This window comes from Rathayibacter sp. AY1B5 (genome assembly GCF_002932795.1).
GTDB lineage: Bacteria > Actinomycetota > Actinomycetes > Actinomycetales > Microbacteriaceae > Rathayibacter.
The window spans coordinates 242,892-259,555 of sequence record NZ_PSWM01000002.1 but is presented as its reverse complement, the minus strand read 5'-3'; the positions used below and the strand labels follow the sequence as shown (position 1 = coordinate 259,555).

Below are 16,664 nucleotides of genomic sequence, written 5' to 3'. Positions count from 1 at the left end.
AGATGATCGACGCGTAGGTGGAGGGCCGGCCGATGCCGAGCTCCTCGAGCGCTTTGACCAGGCTCGCCTCCGTGTAGCGCGGGGGCGGAACGAGCCGGGGCTCGAGGAGGGGCGGAGATGCGGCGTCCGGTGGAGAGGCGGGCGTCGGCGTCTCGGCGGGCCGCGTCGGGTGGCGCCGACCCGGGTGGGGACTGCTCGGCGCTCTGGGCGACGAGGAGGGGTCGGCGACGGCGGAGTACGCGATCGCGACGATGGCCGCGGTCGGGTTCGCCGGGCTGCTGGTGGTCATCCTCAAGGGCGACGAGGTGCGGAGCATCCTGACCGACCTGGTGACCCGCGCGCTCACCGCGGCGGGATGAGGGGCCTCCCGCTGCTGCGCGGGCGGCTCGTCCAGGAGGAGGGGTCGGCCACCGCCGAGCTCGCGCTCGTGCTCCCGGCGGTGGTCGCGGTGCTGGCACTGTGCCTGGGGTCGGTGGCGGCCTCGGCGCAGTACGTCCGGCTCGTGGACGCGGCGGCCGACGCGGCCCGGTCCGCGGCCCGGGGCGACGACCCCCACGCGCCGCTCGCCCGGGTGGCGGGGGCGTCGCTCACGGCGGGGGAGCAGGACGGACTGGTCTGCGTCGACGTCGCGGCTCGGCTGCGTCCGCTCCCGGCCGTGTCGCTCCCGGTCTCGGTCCGGTCCTGCGCGCTGGACGGAGGCGGATGATCCGCCGGCTTCCCGGGGCTGTCCGCGACCGGGAGGAGGGATCGGCCGCGGTCGTGGCCGTCGGAGTCGTCGCGGGCACGATCCTGGTGACGGCCGCCGTGCTCGCCGGCTGCGCAGGAGTCGTCGGGCACCAGCGAGCGGTCGCGGCCGCGGACGCCTCGGTCCTGGCAGCGGCCGACGTCGCCTCCGGTCTGCTGGCCGGGGATCCGTGCGGGCGCGCCGCCGCCGTGGCCCGCGCGAACGGCGCCGAGCTCGTCCTCTGCGAGGTCGACGGCGGCGTCGCGAGGGCGGAGGCGGCGGTCGCCGCGGGTCCGCTCTCCCTCACCGCGCGGTCGCGGGCCGGCCCGCCGCCCTGAGAGAGGAGGCAGCAGCGGGTGTCGTCCGCATCGAGGTGCGGACGACGCCCGCGGGAGCGCGTCAGTCGGAGGAGAGCCGCTGATACCGGTACGCGGCGGCGGTCGGCAGAGCGCCCGCGCCCTCGTCGTGCTCGAGGCCGCCGGCGAGGAGGTAGATGTAGCGGGAGCCCGCCCTCGCCCCGGGGATCTCGAGGCGCGCGGCAGGGGCCTGATCGTCGCCGTAACCCCTGCGGAGGGTCTTGCCCTCCAGCGGTCCGTCGAGGAGCTTGGCCGTGTAGGCGGAGGTCGTGGTGGTGTGCGTCGTTGCCATGCCTCATCATGCGCCGATCGGCGCCGCGCGTCACCCCCACTCCTGGCAGGTCGGGCAGGCGGCTCCGAGGCGGTGTCCAGCGTCCTCCCGAGGTCCCCGTCTCCTCGGGAGGGGGCAGGACGTCCGGGGTCAGTGTGTATGGTGTGCCTGTCGGGCGCCCCCGCCGATGGGGACGCGTCGCCGTTCCCCGCACCACGTCGCCGCGCACCGTCTCCCCGCAGCAGGGGACGTCGGACCACTGGTCGTCCGACCCGACAGCACCAATCGAGGAGAACTGTGTCCGGCACGAAGAAGCTGGTGATCGTCGAGTCGCCGGCGAAAGCCAAGACCATCGCCCAGTACCTGGGCGACGGCTACGAGGTGCTCGCCTCCGTCGGGCACATCCGCGACCTCATCGAGCCGAAGAACCTCCCCCCGGAGCTGAAGAAGGGCCCGCTGGGCAAGTTCTCCGTCGACGTCGACAACGGCTTCGAGCCCTACTACGTCGTCTCCGACCAGAAGAAGAAGACGGTCGCCGACCTCAAGCGCGCGCTGAAGAACGCCGACGAGCTCTACCTGGCCACTGATGAGGACCGCGAGGGCGAGGCCATCGCGTGGCACCTCCTCGAGGAGCTCAAGCCCAAGGTCCCCGTGCACCGCATGGTCTTCCACGAGATCACGAAGGACGCGATCCAGAAGGCGCGCGACAACACCCGGGACATCGACACCTCCCTGGTCGACGCGCAGGAGACCCGCCGGATCCTGGACCGCCTCTACGGCTACGAGATCTCGCCCGTGCTGTGGCGCAAGGTCGGCCCCGGCCTCTCGGCCGGCCGCGTGCAGTCGGCCGCCACCCGCCTCGTGGTCGACCGCGAGCGGGAGCGACTGGCGTTCGTCTCCGCGAGCTACTGGGACCTCGCCACCGTGCTCGCGCCCGAGTCGGACTCCTCGGCGGGCTTCGACGCGCGCCTGGCACGACTCGACGGCAAGCGGATCGGAAGCGGCCGCGACTTCGACGACCGCGGTCAGCTGAAGGGCGACGTCACCGTCCTCGACGAGTCCACCGCCGGGGCCCTCGCCGAGGCCCTCCGCGACCCCGCCACGACGGTCCGGGTCTCGAACCTCGAGTCCAAGCCGTACTCGCGCCGCCCCGCCGCCCCGTTCACCACGTCCACGCTCCAGCAGGAGGCGGCGCGCAAGCTGCGCTTCTCGGCGCGCCAGACGATGAGCGTCGCGCAGTCGCTCTACGAGAACGGCTTCATCACCTACATGAGGACCGACTCGCCCGGGCTGTCGCAGCAGGCGCTGAACGCCGCACGCACGCAGGCCGCGTCCCTCTACGGAGCCGAGACCGTCCCGGACAAGCCCCGCCTGTACTCCGGCAAGAACAAGAACGCGCAGGAGGCGCACGAGGCGATCCGGCCCGCGGGCGAGACCTTCCGCACCCCGGATCAGCTCTCGGGCACCCTCCGCGGCAACGACCTCCGCCTCTACGAGCTCATCTGGAAGCGCACCGTCGCCTCGCAGATGGCCGACGCCAAGGGCTCGACCGCCACCGTGACGCTGCTCGCCGAGCCGGCCGGCGACGTCGCGAAGACCGCGGAGTTCACCGCCTCCGGAACCGTCATCACCTTCCGCGGGTTCCTGCTCGCCTACGAGGAGGGGCGCGACGAGGAGCGTCACGGCGCCCGCGACGAGAAGGACGCCAAGCTGCCGGTGCTCGAGGTCGGCCAGAGCCTGGTCGTCGCCGAGGTCGAGGCCAAGGGCCACGAGACCTCGCCGCCCCCGCGCTACACGGAGGCGAGCCTGGTCAAAGCGCTCGAGGAGCTCGGCATCGGCCGGCCCTCCACCTACGCGTCGATCATCTCCACCATCGTCGACCGCGGCTACGTCACTCCGCGCGGCACCGCCCTCGTGCCCAACTGGATCGCCTTCTCGGTGGTCCGGCTGCTCGAGGACTTCTTCTCGGACCTGGTGGAGTACGACTTCACCGCCGAGATGGAGGGCGACCTCGACCGCATCGCCGGCGGCGAGGAGGACCGCGTCGCCTGGCTCAACCGCTTCTACTTCGGCGGAGGCACGCACCCCGGGCTCCGGCATGTCGTGGACAACCTCGGCGAGATCGATGCGAAGAGCATCAACTCCGTCCGGATCACCGACGACATCACCCTGCGCATCGGCAAGTACGGCCCCTACCTCGAGGTGGCCCAGGAGGAGGGGCAGGAGACGCCCCGCCGCGTCAACCTGCCGCTCGAGCTGGCCCCCGACGAGCTCACCCCCGCCAAGGCGCAGGAGCTCGTCGACGCGCCCGTGCAGACGGACCGCGTGCTGGGCAGCAACCCCGACTCGGGCAAGACCGTCGTCGTCAAGGACGGGCGCTTCGGCCCCTACGTGACCGAGGTCGATCCGGAGCCGGAGACCACGGCCGACCCCGCCACCGGCGAGGTCGTCGAGCCCGCGCCCGCGAAGCGCGGCGCGAAGAAGCCCGCGGTCGTGAAGCCGCGCACCTCCTCCCTCTTCAAGTCGATGGACGTCGCGTCGATCGACCTGGCGACGGCTCTGCGCCTGCTCGACCTGCCGCGCACGGTCGGCGACGACCCCGAGAGCGGCGAGCCGATCACGGCTCAGAACGGCCGGTACGGCCCGTACATCAAGAAGGGCACCGACAGCCGGTCCCTCACCAGCGAGGACCAGATCTTCGAGGTCGACCTGCCGACGGCGCTCGAGATCTTCGCCCAGCCGAAGTACGGGGCGCGACGCGCGTCGAGCGCGCTGAAGGAGTTCGAGGCGGACCCCGTCAGCGGCAAGCCGATCCGGATCCGCGACGGACGATTCGGCGCCTACGTGACCGACGGCGAGACCAACGTCACGATCTCCAAGGGCCTGACGATCGAGGAGATCGACTTCGAGCAGGCGGTCCAGATGCTCGCGGACAAGCGCGCGAAGGGCCCGGCCAAGAAGGCTCCGGCCAAGCGCGCGCCGGCCAAGAAGCCCGCGGCGAAGACCACCGCGGCGAAGACCACGGCGGCGAAGACAACGGCGGCGAAGACCACCGCGGCGAAGACCACCGCGGCCAGGACCACGGCGGCCAAGACCACGACGGCGAAGACGACCGCGGCGAAGAAGCCCGCCGCGCCCCGCGCCACCGCTGCGAGCCGCGCGGCTGCCGCGGCCGCCGCCGAGACGTCGGACGCGACGGAGTCGTGACCGGGCTGTTCGTCACCCTCGAGGGCGGGGACGGCGCGGGCAAGACCACGCAGGCCCGGCTGCTCGAGGAGTGGCTGGGCACGCGGGGCGAGACCGTCGTCCGCACCCGCGAGCCCGGGGGCACCGAGGTGGGCGTGCAGATCCGCGAGATCGTGCTGCACCACCGCGGCGAGATCGACCCCCGGGCCGAGGCCCTGCTCTACGCGGCGGACCGCGCCCAGCACATCGGGACGCTCGTGCGACCGGCGCTCGAGCGCGGCGAGGTCGTCGTGCAGGACCGCTACATCGACTCCTCCGTCGCCTACCAGGGAGCCGGGCGAGTCCTCGACGCCGTCGAGGTCCGGCGGCTGTCGGAGTGGGCCACGCACGACCTGAGGCCCGACCTCACCGTCCTGCTCGATCTCGATCCCGCCGTCGCGCGGGGCCGGCTCGACGCGGCCCGCACCCGCTTCGACCGGCTGGAGGCCGAGAAGGCGGAGTTCCACGGGCGCGTGCGCGAGGCGTTCCTGGCGATCGCCGAGACGGACGCCGAGCGCTTCCTCGTCGTGGACGCCGCTCTCCCGGTCGAGGAGATCGCGGCCGCGGTGCGGGAGCGGGTCGCCGCCCTCCTCGACGGCGCGCCGGCTGTCGGTGCTCGCGGTTAGCCTGGTGGCATGACCGTCTGGAGCCAGCTCGTCGGGCAGGAGCACGCCATCGGCGCCCTGCAGGACGCCTCGACGCCCCGGGACGACCGCGGCCGGGAGTCGTCGTCGATGACGCACTCCTGGCTCATCACCGGCCCTCCCGGGTCCGGCCGCTCGAACCTCGCCTACGCCTTCGCCTCCGCACTGCTCTGCCGCCACGGCGGCTGCGGGGAGTGCCCCGACTGCCGCCAGGTCGCCGCGCGCTCCCACCCCGACCTCGCCGTGCTGACGACCGAGCGCGTGATCATCTCGATCGACGAGGTGCGGCGGCTGGTCAGCAGCTCGCAGTACTCGCCCTCGGTGTCGCGCTACCGCGTCATGGTCATCGAGGACGCCGACCGGATGAGCGAGCGCACCTCCAACGTGCTGCTGAAGGCACTCGAGGAGCCGCCGGAGCGCACGGTCTGGATCCTGTGCGCCCCGAGCGAGGCCGATCTGCTCCCCACCATCCGCTCCCGCGTCCGCTCCGTGCGGCTCCGCGTGCCGAGCGTCGAGGACGTCGCCGGTCTCCTCGAGCGACGCGACGGGGTCGACCCCGAGACCGCCGAGCGCGCCGCCCGCCAGGCTCAGAGCCACATCGGGATGGCGCACCGCCTGGCGACCGACGCGAACGCGCGCGAGCGCCGCGAGGAGACGCTCCGCATCGCCCTGCGCCTCCGCGGCGTCTCGGACGCGGTGCTCGGCGCGGCGCGGATGATCGAGGTCGCGACCGAGGACGCCAAGGCGATCACCCTCGAGCGCGACGAGGCCGAGCGGCAGCAGGCGCTGCGCTCGCTCGGCGTCGAGCCCGGGGGCACCGTGCCCGCGCAGCTCCGCTCGCAGCTGCGGGCGCTCGAGGAGGACCAGAAGCGACGCGCGACCCGGAGCCTCCGCGACGGCCTCGACCGCATCCTCGTCGACCTGCTCTCCCTCTACCGCGATGTGGTGCGCCTCCAGCTCGGGGCGCCCGGCGGCGTCATCAACGAGGAGGTCCGGACCGAGATGACCGCGCTCGCCGACTCGACTCCGCCCGACCGCACGCTCGCCGTCCTCGACGCGATCGCGACCGCCCGGCAGCGGATCGACGCGAACGTCTCCCCGGTCCTCGCTCTCGAGGCTCTGCTCGTGGTGGCTGCTCGCCGTCCGGTGGCCGCGTGAGGCGGGGGCGCCGGCCGGCCGTCGTCGTCGCGCTCGTCGCTGCGGCGTCCCTCCTGACCGGCTGCTTCGCGCCCGGCCCGACCGTCGACCGGACCTCCACCCCGTATCCGCAGACCGTCGACGACTCCCTGGAGCGCTTCTACTCGCAGGTGCTGGTCTGGGACGACTGCGGCGACGGCGCTCTCTGCACCGACGCGACCGTCCCGCTCGACTGGGACGTCCCCTCGGGGGAGACGGCGTCGATCGCCCTGGTGCGCCGGCCCGCGACGCAGGGCCCGGCGATGGGGTCCCTGCTCGTGAACCCGGGCGGGCCGGGAGCGTCGGGCGTCGACTTCATCCGCGACAGCGCCGACTACGCGGTCGACTCCGCGCTCGCGGCCCGGTACGACGTCGTCGGCTTCGATCCGCGCGGAGTGGGCGCCTCCACCGCCGTCTCGTGCCTCGACGCCGCGGGCCTCGACTCCTACCTCTACGACATCACGCCGGGGGAGCGGGGCAGCGACGAGTGGATCCAGGCGCAGCGCACGTCCGCCGCCGCGTTCGCCGCCGCCTGCGAGGAGCGCAGCGGGCCGCTGCTGCCCGAGGTCGGCACCCCGAGCGCCGCCCGTGATCTCGACGTGCTGCGCGCGGCGCTGGGCGACGAGACGCTGCACTACCTCGGCTACTCCTACGGCACGTTCCTCGGAGCGACCTACGCCGGGCTCTTCCCGGACCGGGTCGGCCGCCTCGTCCTCGACGGCGCGATCGATCCGGCGGCGACCTCGTTCGACGTGGTGCGTGAGCAGGCGAAGGGGTTCGAGAGCGCACTGCGCGCCTACCTCGCCGACTGCCTCCGCTCGGACGACTGCCCGTTCACGGGCGCCGTCGACGCGGGAATGGCCCAGCTGAAGCGCATGCTCGCGGACGTGGACGCCTCGCCGATCCGGGCCGCCGACGGCCGTGAGCTCGGCGCGAGCACGCTGTTCACCGCGATCGTCTACCCGCTCTACGACGCCACGGCGTGGGGGGCGCTGAGCGAGATGCTCGCCGACGTGCGCCGGGGCGACCCCGCGGTAGCGTTCCAGTACGCGGACGCGTACAACGGGCGCGACGCGGACGGCCGGTACGCGGACAACACCACCGAGGCGTTCCTCGCGATCAACTGCGTCGACTACTCCTACGACGCCGACACCGCCTCGATGCGCGCCGACGAGGCCGCTCTCGAGCAGGCCGCGCCGACGATCGGCCGCTACATGGCCTACGGCGACATCCTCTGCAGCGAGTGGCCGGCGGCGTTCGAGGGCTCCCGCGAGCCGATCACCGCGGAGGGCTCGGCGCCCATCCTGGTCGTGGGCACCACGAACGATCCCGCGACGCCCTACGTGTGGGCGCAGGCGCTCGCCGGCGAGCTCTCCGCCGGCCGTCTGGTCACCTACGACGGCGAGGGGCACACGGCCTACAACAAGTCGACGTCCTGCGTGAACGACGCGGTCGACGCGTACCTGCTCGAGGGGACCGTCCCGGAGGAGGATCCGCAGTGCTGACCGAGCAGGAGCGGCCCCGCGAGCAGCAGCCCGGGCTCCGCGAGCGCAAGCGCCTGGCCACTCGGCGGGCCATCGAGATCGCCGTCCTCCGGCTCGCGAGCGAGCGCGGGCCGGAGCGTGTGACCATCGAGGACGTCTCGCGCGCCGCCGACGTCTCCACGCGCACCTTCTTCAACTACTTCGCCTCGAAGGAGGACGCGCTGGTCGGCGGGCTCCCGGTCATCGCCGACGAGACGGCGGCGGCGTTCGTCGCGGGCCGGGGCGCCGTGCTCGAGGACCTGCAGCGGGTCTTCGTCGCCGCGATGGAGGAGCCGCTCGAGGAGGACCGGGAGCTGCACGTCCTCCGCCGCGCGCTCTTCCGCGAGCACCCGCATCTGGTCGGCTTGAAGATCGCGGGCATGCGCGAGTTCGAGCTCGCGGTCGAGGGGCTCGTCGCCGAGCGACTCGGACGGGAGGACGACGACGCGGAGCGGGTGCGCAGCCGGGCGCGGATGCTGACGCTCCTCGGGCTCGCCGCCGTGCGCCACGCCTGGGCGGCGTGGGTCGATCACGACGGCCGGGAGGCTCTGCCCGGACGCATCGCCCGCTCCTTCGAGGAGCTGCGCGGCGCGCTCGCCTGAGCCGTGCGCAGCGGCCGCGGCCGCCGTCCCCGGAGCCTCTGCTCGACAGCGCCGCCCTGATTCACGCCCGGGCGCGCGAGCAGGCTATGCTGTGTAATCGTGTCCGGGGCTCAGGCCCCGCGTGCACGCCGCCTTAGCTCAGTCGGCAGAGCGTCTCACTCGTAATGAGAAGGTCGTGGGTTCGATTCCCACAGGCGGCTCCCTCTCCCTCCGTCCGCGACGTCCAGGCGGGATCCGCGACGTCCAGGTCGCGTCGAACTCGCGTCGCTACCCTGTTGCGGATGACCGACACCCCTCCTCCCCGCCGTCGCCGCACTCTCGTGGTCGCCGCGGTGCTCGCGGTCGCCGTGCTCGGTGGCGGCGCCTTCGGCGTCGGGACGGCTCTCGGCAGCGCCGCGGAGCCGGGGGCGCTGCCCGTCGTCTCGACCCCGACCGCCGGCACGACTCCCGCTCCGACGCAGACGGCGACGGCACGGCCCACCGCCGAAGCGGCGGCCGAGGCGCTCCGCACCTGCTCGGTGGCGGAGCTCGCCGCCGACCCGCGTCTGGGCTCGATGCAGGCTCGTGTGGTCGACGCCGCGACGGGCGAGGTCCTGTTCGACCGCGGGGGCGGGACCGCGTCGCGCACCGCCTCCGCCCTCAAGATCCTGACGGCCGCGTCGGCGCTCGCGGTCCTCGGCCCGGAGACGCGCATCGCCACGACCGTGGTCCGGGGGAGCGAGCCCGGGAGCGTCGTCCTCGTCGGCGGGGGAGATCTCACCCTGACCCGGCTCCCGACCGGCCAGGAGTCGACCTACTCCGGAGCGGCGCACCTCGACGACCTCGCAGCGCAGGTCGAGAGCGCCTGGGAGGCGGACCCCTCGACCGCGGGGACGCCGATCACGTCGCTGGTGCTCGACTCCTCCCTCTACTCGGGCGAGACCTGGCAGCCGAGCTGGAACCGCAAGGAGCAGGTCGACGGCTACATGCCCGAGATCACGGCGCTCCAGGTGGACGGCGATCGCGAGGACCCTGCGGCCTCGACCTCCGAGCGCGGCACGGATCCGGTCGGCCGGGCCGGAGAGGCGTTCGCCGACGAGCTGGACGCCTCGCCCGTGGTCTCCACCGGGACCGCTCCCGCGGGCGCCGCGGTTCTCGGCACGGTGGAGTCGGCCCCGGTCGGCACCCTCGTGCAGCAGATGCTGCTCGTCTCCGACAACGCGATCGCCGAGATGCTCGCGCGGCTCGTGGCGATCCGCACCGGCGCGGGCAGTGACTTCGGTGCCGAGCAGGCCGGTGTGCTGCAGGGGCTCGCCGGCTACGGCGTCGACACGTCCGGGATCGCGATCGTCGACGGCTCCGGCCTGAGCGACGACAACGCGGTCGCGCCGGCGTACTTCACCGAGCTGCTCCGGAAGGTCCGGGCCCGCGAGGGGCAGCTCGGGATCCTCCTCGACGGCCTGCCGGTGTCGGGCCGGACGGGGTCGCTCTCCTACTCCGACCGGTTCGCCGGCGACAACGCCGCGGCCGACGGTGCGGTGCGCGCGAAGACGGGCTGGATCGACACCGGCTACACCCTGGCCGGCGTGGTCACCGCGGCGGACGGCACCGACCTGACGTTCGCGGTCTACGCTCTCGGCGACGTCTCCGACTCGGCGAAGACCGCGATCGACACCCTGGTGACGGGCGTCTACCGTTGCGGGTCCTCGCTCTCCGACTCCTGATCCGGGCGGGCCGACCGCCCGCTCCTCCTCCCTCCTCGACCCGGAAGGCCCACGATGACCACCGCACTCCTGATCGTCGACGTGCAGAACGACTTCACCGAGGGCGGCGCGCTCGCCGTCACGGGCGGCGCGGCGGTCGCCCAGGGCATCACCGCGCATCTGGCGGCGCACCCCGACCGCTACTCCGCGGTGCTGGCCTCCCGCGACTGGCACGAGGGCGACTCCGACAACGGCGGCCACTTCGCGGCGGAGCCGGACTTCGTCGACAGCTGGCCCGTCCACTGCGTCGCGGGCACGGACGGCGCGCGGTTCCACCCGGCACTGGACACCGCTCGGATCGACGTCCAGATCCTCAAGGGGCAGGGCCGCCCCTCCTACTCGGCCTTCGAGGGCACGACGGAGGCGGGCGAGGAGCTCGGCGTCGTGCTCGCGGAGCGGGGCGTCACCGCGCTCGACGTCGTGGGGCTCGCGACCGACCACTGCGTGCGCGCCTCGGCGCTCGACGCGCGACGGGCGGGGCTCGAGGTCCGCGTGCTCGAGGACCTGATCGCGGGCGTCTCCGAGGAGGCGAGTGCCGCGGCGCTGCGCGAGCTGACGGACGCGGGAGTCCGCGTCGAGCGGTCTGCCTGAGCGCTCGTCCCTCCCCAGGGCTCACGGGGGTGCAGGTCCTCCCGGCTCCCGGCGACCCCGCCCCGGAGCGATCGCTCGTCCTACACTGGGAGGACGAGAAGCTCCTCCTGGCGCGGTCTGCGCGCTCCGATCCGAAGAAGTGGTTCTTTCCTGTGACTGATTCCGTCGCGTCCCGCGCCGCCGAGACAGCTCTGCTCGCCCGCATCCCCACGCAGCTGCTGATCGGCGGTGAGTGGGTGGACGCCTCCGGCGGCGGCTCGATCGACGTCGAGGACCCGGCCACCGGAGCGGTCCTGGTCTCGATCGCCGACGCGACTCCGGAGGACGGGGTCCGGGCGCTCGACGCCGCCGTGGCCGCCGGTGCGTCGTGGGCCGCGACGGCGCCGCGGAAGCGGGGCGAGATCCTCCGGCGGGCGTTCGACCTCCTGCAGGAGCGCACCGAGGAGTTCGCGCTCCTGATGGCGCTCGAGATGGGCAAGCCCGTCGCGGAGGCGAGGGGCGAGGTCGTCTACGGCGGCGAGTTCCTCCGCTGGTTCAGCGAGGAGGCGGTGCGCATCAGCGGACGCTACGGAGTCTCGCCCGAGGGCAGCGGCCGGATGATCGTCTCGCAGCACCCGGTGGGCCCCTGCTACCTGATCACCCCGTGGAACTTCCCGCTCGCGATGGCGACGCGGAAGATCGCTCCGGCGCTGGCGGCGGGATGCACCGTCGTCGTGAAGCCGGCCGAGCTCACTCCGCTCACGACGCTCGCCTTCGCGGCACTGCTGGCCGAGGCGGGGCTCCCCGACGGCGTGCTCAACGTGGTCACCACGTCCTCGGCGGGGGCCGTGTCGGCTCCGATCCTGTCGGATCCGCGCCTGCGGAAGGTCTCCTTCACGGGCTCCACGCCGGTGGGGCGCACCCTGCTGCAGCAGGCCTCCGAGAACGTGCTGCGGACCGCGATGGAGCTGGGCGGCAACGCGCCCTTCGTCGTGTTCGAGGACGCCGACCTCGATCGGGCGGTCGAGGGCGCGATGCTCGCGAAGTTCCGCAACATCGGCCAGGCCTGCACGGCCGCCAACCGCTTCTTCGTGCACGAGTCGATCGCCGAGGAGTTCGCCGCGCGGATCGTGGAGCGCGTGCGCGCACTGCGCGTCGGCCGCGGCACCGAGGACGGGGTGACCATCGGCCCCCTGATCGACGAGCGCGCGGTCGAGAAGGCGTCCGCCCTGGTGGAGGACGCCGTCTCCCGCGGCGCGCGCCTGCTCGCCGGCGGCGAGCGGATCGAGGGGGCCGGCCACTTCTACCGGCCGACCGTGCTCGCGGGGGTCGACCGGGAGAGCGAGATCCTCCGCACGGAGATCTTCGGCCCTGTCCTCGCGATCGTGCCGTTCACGGACGAGGACGACGCCGTCGCGCTCGCCAACGACACCGAGTACGGACTGGTGTCCTACGTCTTCACGCGCGACCTCGCCCGCGGTCAGCGGATGATCGAGCGGCTCGCTACCGGGATGATGGGGCTCAACGTCGGCGTCGTGTCGAACGCGGCGGCGCCCTTCGGCGGGGTGAAGCAGTCGGGCCTCGGCCGCGAGGGCGGGCTCGAGGGGATCCACGAGTACCTCAGCACCAAGTACACGCTCACCCCCGACCCCTTCGCCTGACCCGGTGGAGCGGATCGAGGTCACCGCGCTCGACGATCCGCGGCTGCGCGACTACGCGCACGCCACGGACGTCGCGCTGAAGAACGCCCGCGGCCCGCACGGCCTGTACATCGCGGAATCGGCGCTCGTGCTCGAGCGCGCGATCGCCGCCGGGCACCGGCCGCGCTCGGTCCTCGCGCTCGGCGGGTCGGCCGCCGAGGCCGAGCGCCTGGTCGGCCGCTTCGACGTCCCCGTCTTCACGGGCCCGGGCGAGCTCCTGGCCGAGCTCACCGGGTACACCCTGCACCGCGGCCTGATCGCGGCGATGGACCGGCCCGCGCTGCCCGACCCGGCGGGTCTGCTCGCGGGATCCCGCCGCATCGTCGTGCTCGAGGACGTGGTCGACCCGACGAACGTCGGCGCGATCTTCCGCTCCGTCGGGGCGATCGGTGCCGATGCGGTGCTGGTGACGCCGCGCTGCTCCGATCCGTACTACCGCCGCGCCATTCGCGTGAGCATGGGGACGGTCCTGCAGGTGCCCTGGACGCGCGTCGGCGACTGGGCGTCGACGCAGCGGCTCCTGCACGGGGCGGGCTTCACGATCGCGGCGATGGCGCTGACGCCGGAGGCGGTGCCTCTGCGGGACTTCGCCGCCCGCGCTCCGGAGCGCGTCGCCCTCGTGCTCGGCACCGAGGGGCAGGGTCTCACCGCCGAAGCCCTCGCCGCCGCCGACGTCGCCGTCCAGATCCCCATGCGGCACGGGATCGACTCGCTCAACGTCGCTGCGGCGTCGGCGGTCGCGATGTGGGCGCTCGCCGAGACCTCCTGAGAGGCGTGCCTGTGCCCCGTTGGGGGTGCCACGGGGCGTGAGAGCGCGCCCAGCGCTCCCGTGAGGCGGCGACTGCGCTACCGTGGCCGCACTCCCGCCAGCAGCCGTCACGAACGAGGTCGTCCATGCTCCTGCGCACGACGCTCCGCCCGCCCGTCGCGCTGCTCATCGGCGCCGCGCTCGCGCTGAGCATCACCGCCTGCTCCGGTCCCGCCGCGGACGTGCCGGACGGGTCCGTGCGCGACTCGGGCTCCGTCGCGACCGCTGCCCCGGCGCCCACCGCCACAGCCGATGCCGAGAGCGGCGCGCGCATGACCCGCCTGATCAGCGACTGCCTCGCCCGCTACGGCCTGAGCGACCGGCCGCCTCTCGCGAGCCCGCTCGCGGAGGAGGACGTCCGCGCGGCGGCGCAGCGCGCCCGGGACGCCTACGACGCCACCCTGACCGACTGCTCGGCGCAGGCGCTCGCGTCCGGGGGGCCGAGCAGTGATCCGACGAGGGAGCCCGGCGGCGAGCCGACCGACGAGTCCGACGCCGACTCGACCCCCGCTCCGGCGGGCTGACCGTGCGACTCGAGGGGACGTCCGCGCTGATCGCGGGGGGAGCGTCCGGACTGGGAGCCGCGACGGCGACGGTTCTCGACGCCGCCGGAGCGCGAGTGGTCGTGCTCGATCTTCCGCACGCGGTGGAGGCCGCGCAGCTGCCCGCCTCCGTGCAGCTGATCGCCGGGGACGTTCTCGATCCGGACGCCGTCTCGCGCGCCGTGGAGGCCGCGGGGGAGCTCCGCATCGCCGTGAGCTGTGCGGGCGTCGCGACACCGGGGCGGCTGCTCGGCCGCGTCGGGCCGCTGCCGCTCGAGCAGTTCGAGCGGGTGCTGCGCATCAACACGACCGGGACGCTCAACGTGCTGCGCCTCGCCGCGGCGTCGATCGCCGAGCGCGAGCCGATCGACGGAGAGCGCGGAGTCCTGGTGACGACCTCCTCCGTCGCCGCCTTCGAGGGGCAGATCGGGCAGGCGGCCTACGCCGCGTCGAAGGGAGCCGTCGCGGCGATGACCCTGCCGCTCGCGCGCGAGCTGGCGGCCCGGCTCGTGCGCGTGGTCTCGATCGCACCCGGCACCTTCGACACGCCTCTGCTCGCCGGGCTGCCGGAGAAGACCCGCGAGGCGCTCGGCTCGGCGACGCCGCATCCGGCCCGCCTCGGACGCCCCGAGGAGTTCGCGGCCCTGGTGCGGCACATCGTCGAGAACCCCATGATCAACGGCGAGACCATCCGGCTCGACGGCGCCCTGCGTCTGCCGCCGCGCTGAGGGACGAGCGGGCTCGGGCGGTCGTTCACGACCCGCGGAGGTCCCGACTCGCGACTTCACGGCTACTCGACCGGCATGAGACGGCGGGGGTCTCGATACGCCGCAGCGGTGTCCGTCAGACGAGCAGCTGGTGCTTCGCGAGATCCCGGTACAGCGGAGTCGACTCGACGAGCTCGGAGTGGGTGCCGACTCCCACGACCTCGCCCTTCTGCAGGACGACGATGCGGTCGGAGTCGACCACCGTCGACAGGCGGTGCGCGATGACCAGCAGGGTCCGGTTCTCGGCGACCGCGTCGATCGCCAGGCGCAGGCGCTGCTCGTTGAGTCCGTCGAGGCTCGACGTGGACTCGTCCAGCAGCAGGATCGGCGGTGCCGCCAGGAGCGCGCGGCCGATCGCGAGACGCTGACGCTCGCCACCGGAGAGCATCACTCCGCTCTCGCCCACCGGCGCGTGCAGGCCGAGCGGGTTGCGCTCGAGCACGTCGGTCAGATTCACCGCCTCGAGCACCCGGAGGCAGTCGGCGTCGTCGGCGTCGGGGCGGCCGAGGACGAGGTTCTCGCGGAGGGTGCCGGCGAGGACGGGGGCGTCCTGCTCGACGTAGCCGATCTGCGCGCGGAGCGCGTCGCGGTCGATGGCCGTGATGTCGACGCCGCCGAGTCGGACGACGCCGGCTTCCGGGTCGTAGAACCGCTCGATGAGGGCGAGGATCGTGCTCTTGCCCGCTCCCGACGGCCCGACCAGGGCGGTGCGCTTGCCGCGCGGCACGGTGAAGGAGACGCCGCGCAGGACGGTGCGGTCGCGCTCCTCCGCCACCGCCGCGGCGTCGGGCCCGGCGCCCTCCTCGTAGGAGAACACCACGTCCTCGAAGGAGATGGCCTCCTCCGCCACGCCGGCGCCGAGGCCGCCCGCGGAGGCGTCGCCGTCGCCCTCGATCGGCAGGTCGATGATCTCCTGGATGCGGCCGAGAGCGCCCAGCGCCGAGTTCACCGAGGTGATGGCGCCGATGAAGTTGCCGAGCGGCATCACCATCATGAAGAGGAAGAGGATGAACGAGACCAGCTGGGCGATGTCGATCGCGCCGGACGCGACGCGGTAGCCGCCGACGCCGAGGACGGCGAGGAAGGCGACCTGCATCGCGATCCCGGCCACCGGCACCACGAGGGCCGAGACGTGCGCGACGCGGATGCCGAGGCGGTACGCCTCCGTCGCGTGCTGGTCGACGACCGCGATCTCGCGATCGGTGGCTCCGGCCGCACGGATCGTCCGGACGGCGCTGATGGCGCGCTCGACGGCCGCGGCCAGATCGCCGACCTTCTCCTGCGCCATGCGGCTGGCGGTGCGGATGCCGCGGCCGAGGGTCAGCGCGAGCCCCAGGGCCACCGCGACCACGGCCACGATGATCAGCAGCAGCACCCAGTCGATGACGGCCATCGCGATGATCGCGCCGACGAAGACGAGGGAGCCCGCGATCGAGTCGACGAGCCCCTGGGTCAGCACGGCGCGCAGGAGCGTGGAGTCGGAGCCGACGCGGGAGACGAGGTCGCCGGTGCGGCGCGCGTCGAACTCCCGGATCGGGAGGCGCAGCAGCCGCGCGACCAGGCGGCGGCGGCTCGAGAGCACGATCCCCTCGCCGGTGCGCTGGAGCAGGTAGTGCGCGAAGCCCGAGATGAGCCCGGAGGCCACGACCAGGCCGACGAGGGCCCACACCAGCGGGCCGAGATCGAGACCGGACTGGACCCGGGTGATGACCTGCCCGACGAGCAGGGGCTGGCCGAGGCTCGCCGCCGCTCCGAACAGGCTGAGGACCACGACGACCGAGAGGATGCCGCGGTGCTCGAGCAGGTAGGGCACGAGCTGCGAGAAGGAGGCGCGGGGTCCGTCGTCGCGGGAGGGTCGTCGTCCGCCGCGCCGGGAGGTGGTGGTGCTCATCAGCGTCCATTCTGCCCCGTCCTCGCTGCGAGCAGGCCGCCAGCGGGCGGCCCCGGTGCTCAGGGAGGGAGCGGAGACGCGGACGGCCCGCCGGGGGATCCCGACGGGCCGTCCTCTGCAGGG

The 16,664-nt window shown here is 73.6% G+C and carries 16 protein-coding genes, 1 tRNA gene and 1 pseudogene; 15 read left to right on the top strand and 3 right to left on the bottom strand.

Annotated elements, in window-relative coordinates; translation table 11 throughout:
- Positions 1-88, bottom strand: a pseudogene (locus tag C5D44_RS18255) (DNA topoisomerase); the annotation flags it as partial.
- A gap of 103 nt (positions 89-191) precedes the next feature.
- Here C5D44_RS18255 and C5D44_RS03290 point away from each other — a divergent pair.
- From C5D44_RS03290 to C5D44_RS03280, 3 genes are read left to right on the top strand one after another with little or no spacing between them, the layout of a single operon-like run.
- Positions 192-359: a DUF4244 domain-containing protein gene (locus C5D44_RS03290; protein WP_104280822.1), complete on the top strand. Its 168-nt coding sequence runs from the start codon at positions 192-194 to the stop codon at positions 357-359.
- Entirely contained in the window at positions 356-706 is a 351-nt protein-coding gene (locus C5D44_RS03285) for a TadE family type IV pilus minor pilin (protein ID WP_104280821.1), read from the top strand. The genes C5D44_RS03290 and C5D44_RS03285 overlap by 4 nt, the downstream gene beginning before the upstream one ends.
- Entirely contained in the window at positions 703-1,062 is a 360-nt protein-coding gene (locus tag C5D44_RS03280; protein WP_104280820.1) for an Rv3654c family TadE-like protein, read from the top strand. Before C5D44_RS03285 ends, C5D44_RS03280 begins: the two co-directional genes overlap by 4 nt.
- A 61-nt stretch (positions 1,063-1,123) precedes the next feature.
- Here the strand turns inward: C5D44_RS03280 and C5D44_RS03275 are convergent, their stop codons facing one another.
- The gene (locus C5D44_RS03275; RefSeq protein WP_104222197.1) at positions 1,124-1,372 is read right to left on the bottom strand and encodes a hypothetical protein; all 249 of its coding nucleotides are present in this window, start codon (positions 1,370-1,372) and stop codon (positions 1,124-1,126) included.
- Between the two features lie 276 nt (positions 1,373-1,648).
- On the opposite strand from C5D44_RS03275, the gene topA reads away from it, so the two are divergent.
- From topA to C5D44_RS03215, 12 genes are all read left to right on the top strand, one after another.
- Complete coding sequence (gene topA / locus C5D44_RS03270) at positions 1,649-4,558, top strand: type I DNA topoisomerase (protein ID WP_104280819.1); 2,910 nt, start codon at positions 1,649-1,651, stop codon at positions 4,556-4,558.
- Positions 4,555-5,202 (top strand): dTMP kinase, encoded by a 648-nt coding sequence (gene tmk, locus C5D44_RS03265; protein ID WP_104276341.1) that lies wholly within the window; start codon positions 4,555-4,557, stop codon positions 5,200-5,202. Before topA ends, tmk begins: the two co-directional genes overlap by 4 nt.
- A gap of 9 nt (positions 5,203-5,211) precedes the next feature.
- Positions 5,212-6,378, top strand: coding sequence for a DNA polymerase III subunit delta' (locus C5D44_RS03260; RefSeq protein ID WP_104280818.1), 1,167 nt, complete (start codon positions 5,212-5,214; stop codon positions 6,376-6,378).
- Positions 6,375-7,901 carry an alpha/beta hydrolase gene (locus tag C5D44_RS03255; protein ID WP_104280817.1) on the top strand — a complete coding sequence of 509 codons (1,527 nt, stop codon included), beginning with the start codon at positions 6,375-6,377 and terminating at the stop codon, positions 7,899-7,901. Before C5D44_RS03260 ends, C5D44_RS03255 begins: the two co-directional genes overlap by 4 nt.
- A complete protein-coding gene (locus C5D44_RS17865; protein WP_219815159.1) occupies positions 7,895-8,521 on the top strand; it encodes a TetR/AcrR family transcriptional regulator in 627 nt (208 codons plus the stop codon). Before C5D44_RS03255 ends, C5D44_RS17865 begins: the two co-directional genes overlap by 7 nt.
- A 127-nt stretch (positions 8,522-8,648) precedes the next feature.
- Positions 8,649-8,721 (top strand) — tRNA-Thr (locus C5D44_RS03245).
- An 81-nt stretch (positions 8,722-8,802) separates the two neighbouring features.
- Complete coding sequence (gene dacB / locus C5D44_RS17860; RefSeq protein WP_146082614.1) at positions 8,803-10,224, top strand: D-alanyl-D-alanine carboxypeptidase/D-alanyl-D-alanine-endopeptidase; 1,422 nt, start codon at positions 8,803-8,805, stop codon at positions 10,222-10,224.
- A 54-nt stretch (positions 10,225-10,278) separates the two neighbouring features.
- Positions 10,279-10,854, top strand: a complete 576-nt coding sequence (locus C5D44_RS03235; protein ID WP_104280816.1) for a nicotinamidase — start codon at positions 10,279-10,281, stop codon at positions 10,852-10,854.
- A gap of 152 nt (positions 10,855-11,006) precedes the next feature.
- Positions 11,007-12,494 (top strand): NAD-dependent succinate-semialdehyde dehydrogenase, encoded by a 1,488-nt coding sequence (locus tag C5D44_RS03230; RefSeq protein ID WP_104280839.1) that lies wholly within the window; start codon positions 11,007-11,009, stop codon positions 12,492-12,494.
- A gap of 4 nt (positions 12,495-12,498) precedes the next feature.
- Positions 12,499-13,302 (top strand): RNA methyltransferase, encoded by an 804-nt coding sequence (locus tag C5D44_RS03225; RefSeq protein WP_104276347.1) that lies wholly within the window; start codon positions 12,499-12,501, stop codon positions 13,300-13,302.
- A 125-nt stretch (positions 13,303-13,427) separates the two neighbouring features.
- Positions 13,428-13,865, top strand: coding sequence for a hypothetical protein (locus tag C5D44_RS03220; RefSeq protein WP_104280815.1), 438 nt, complete (start codon positions 13,428-13,430; stop codon positions 13,863-13,865).
- A gap of 2 nt (positions 13,866-13,867) precedes the next feature.
- Positions 13,868-14,611 carry an SDR family NAD(P)-dependent oxidoreductase gene (locus C5D44_RS03215; RefSeq protein WP_104280814.1) on the top strand — a complete coding sequence of 248 codons (744 nt, stop codon included), beginning with the start codon at positions 13,868-13,870 and terminating at the stop codon, positions 14,609-14,611.
- Positions 14,612-14,726: 115 nt separating this feature from the next.
- Here the strand turns inward: C5D44_RS03215 and C5D44_RS03210 are convergent, their stop codons facing one another.
- Complete coding sequence (locus tag C5D44_RS03210) at positions 14,727-16,541, bottom strand: ABC transporter ATP-binding protein (RefSeq protein ID WP_104280813.1); 1,815 nt, start codon at positions 16,539-16,541, stop codon at positions 14,727-14,729.
- Positions 16,542-16,664: the final 123 nt, after the last annotated feature.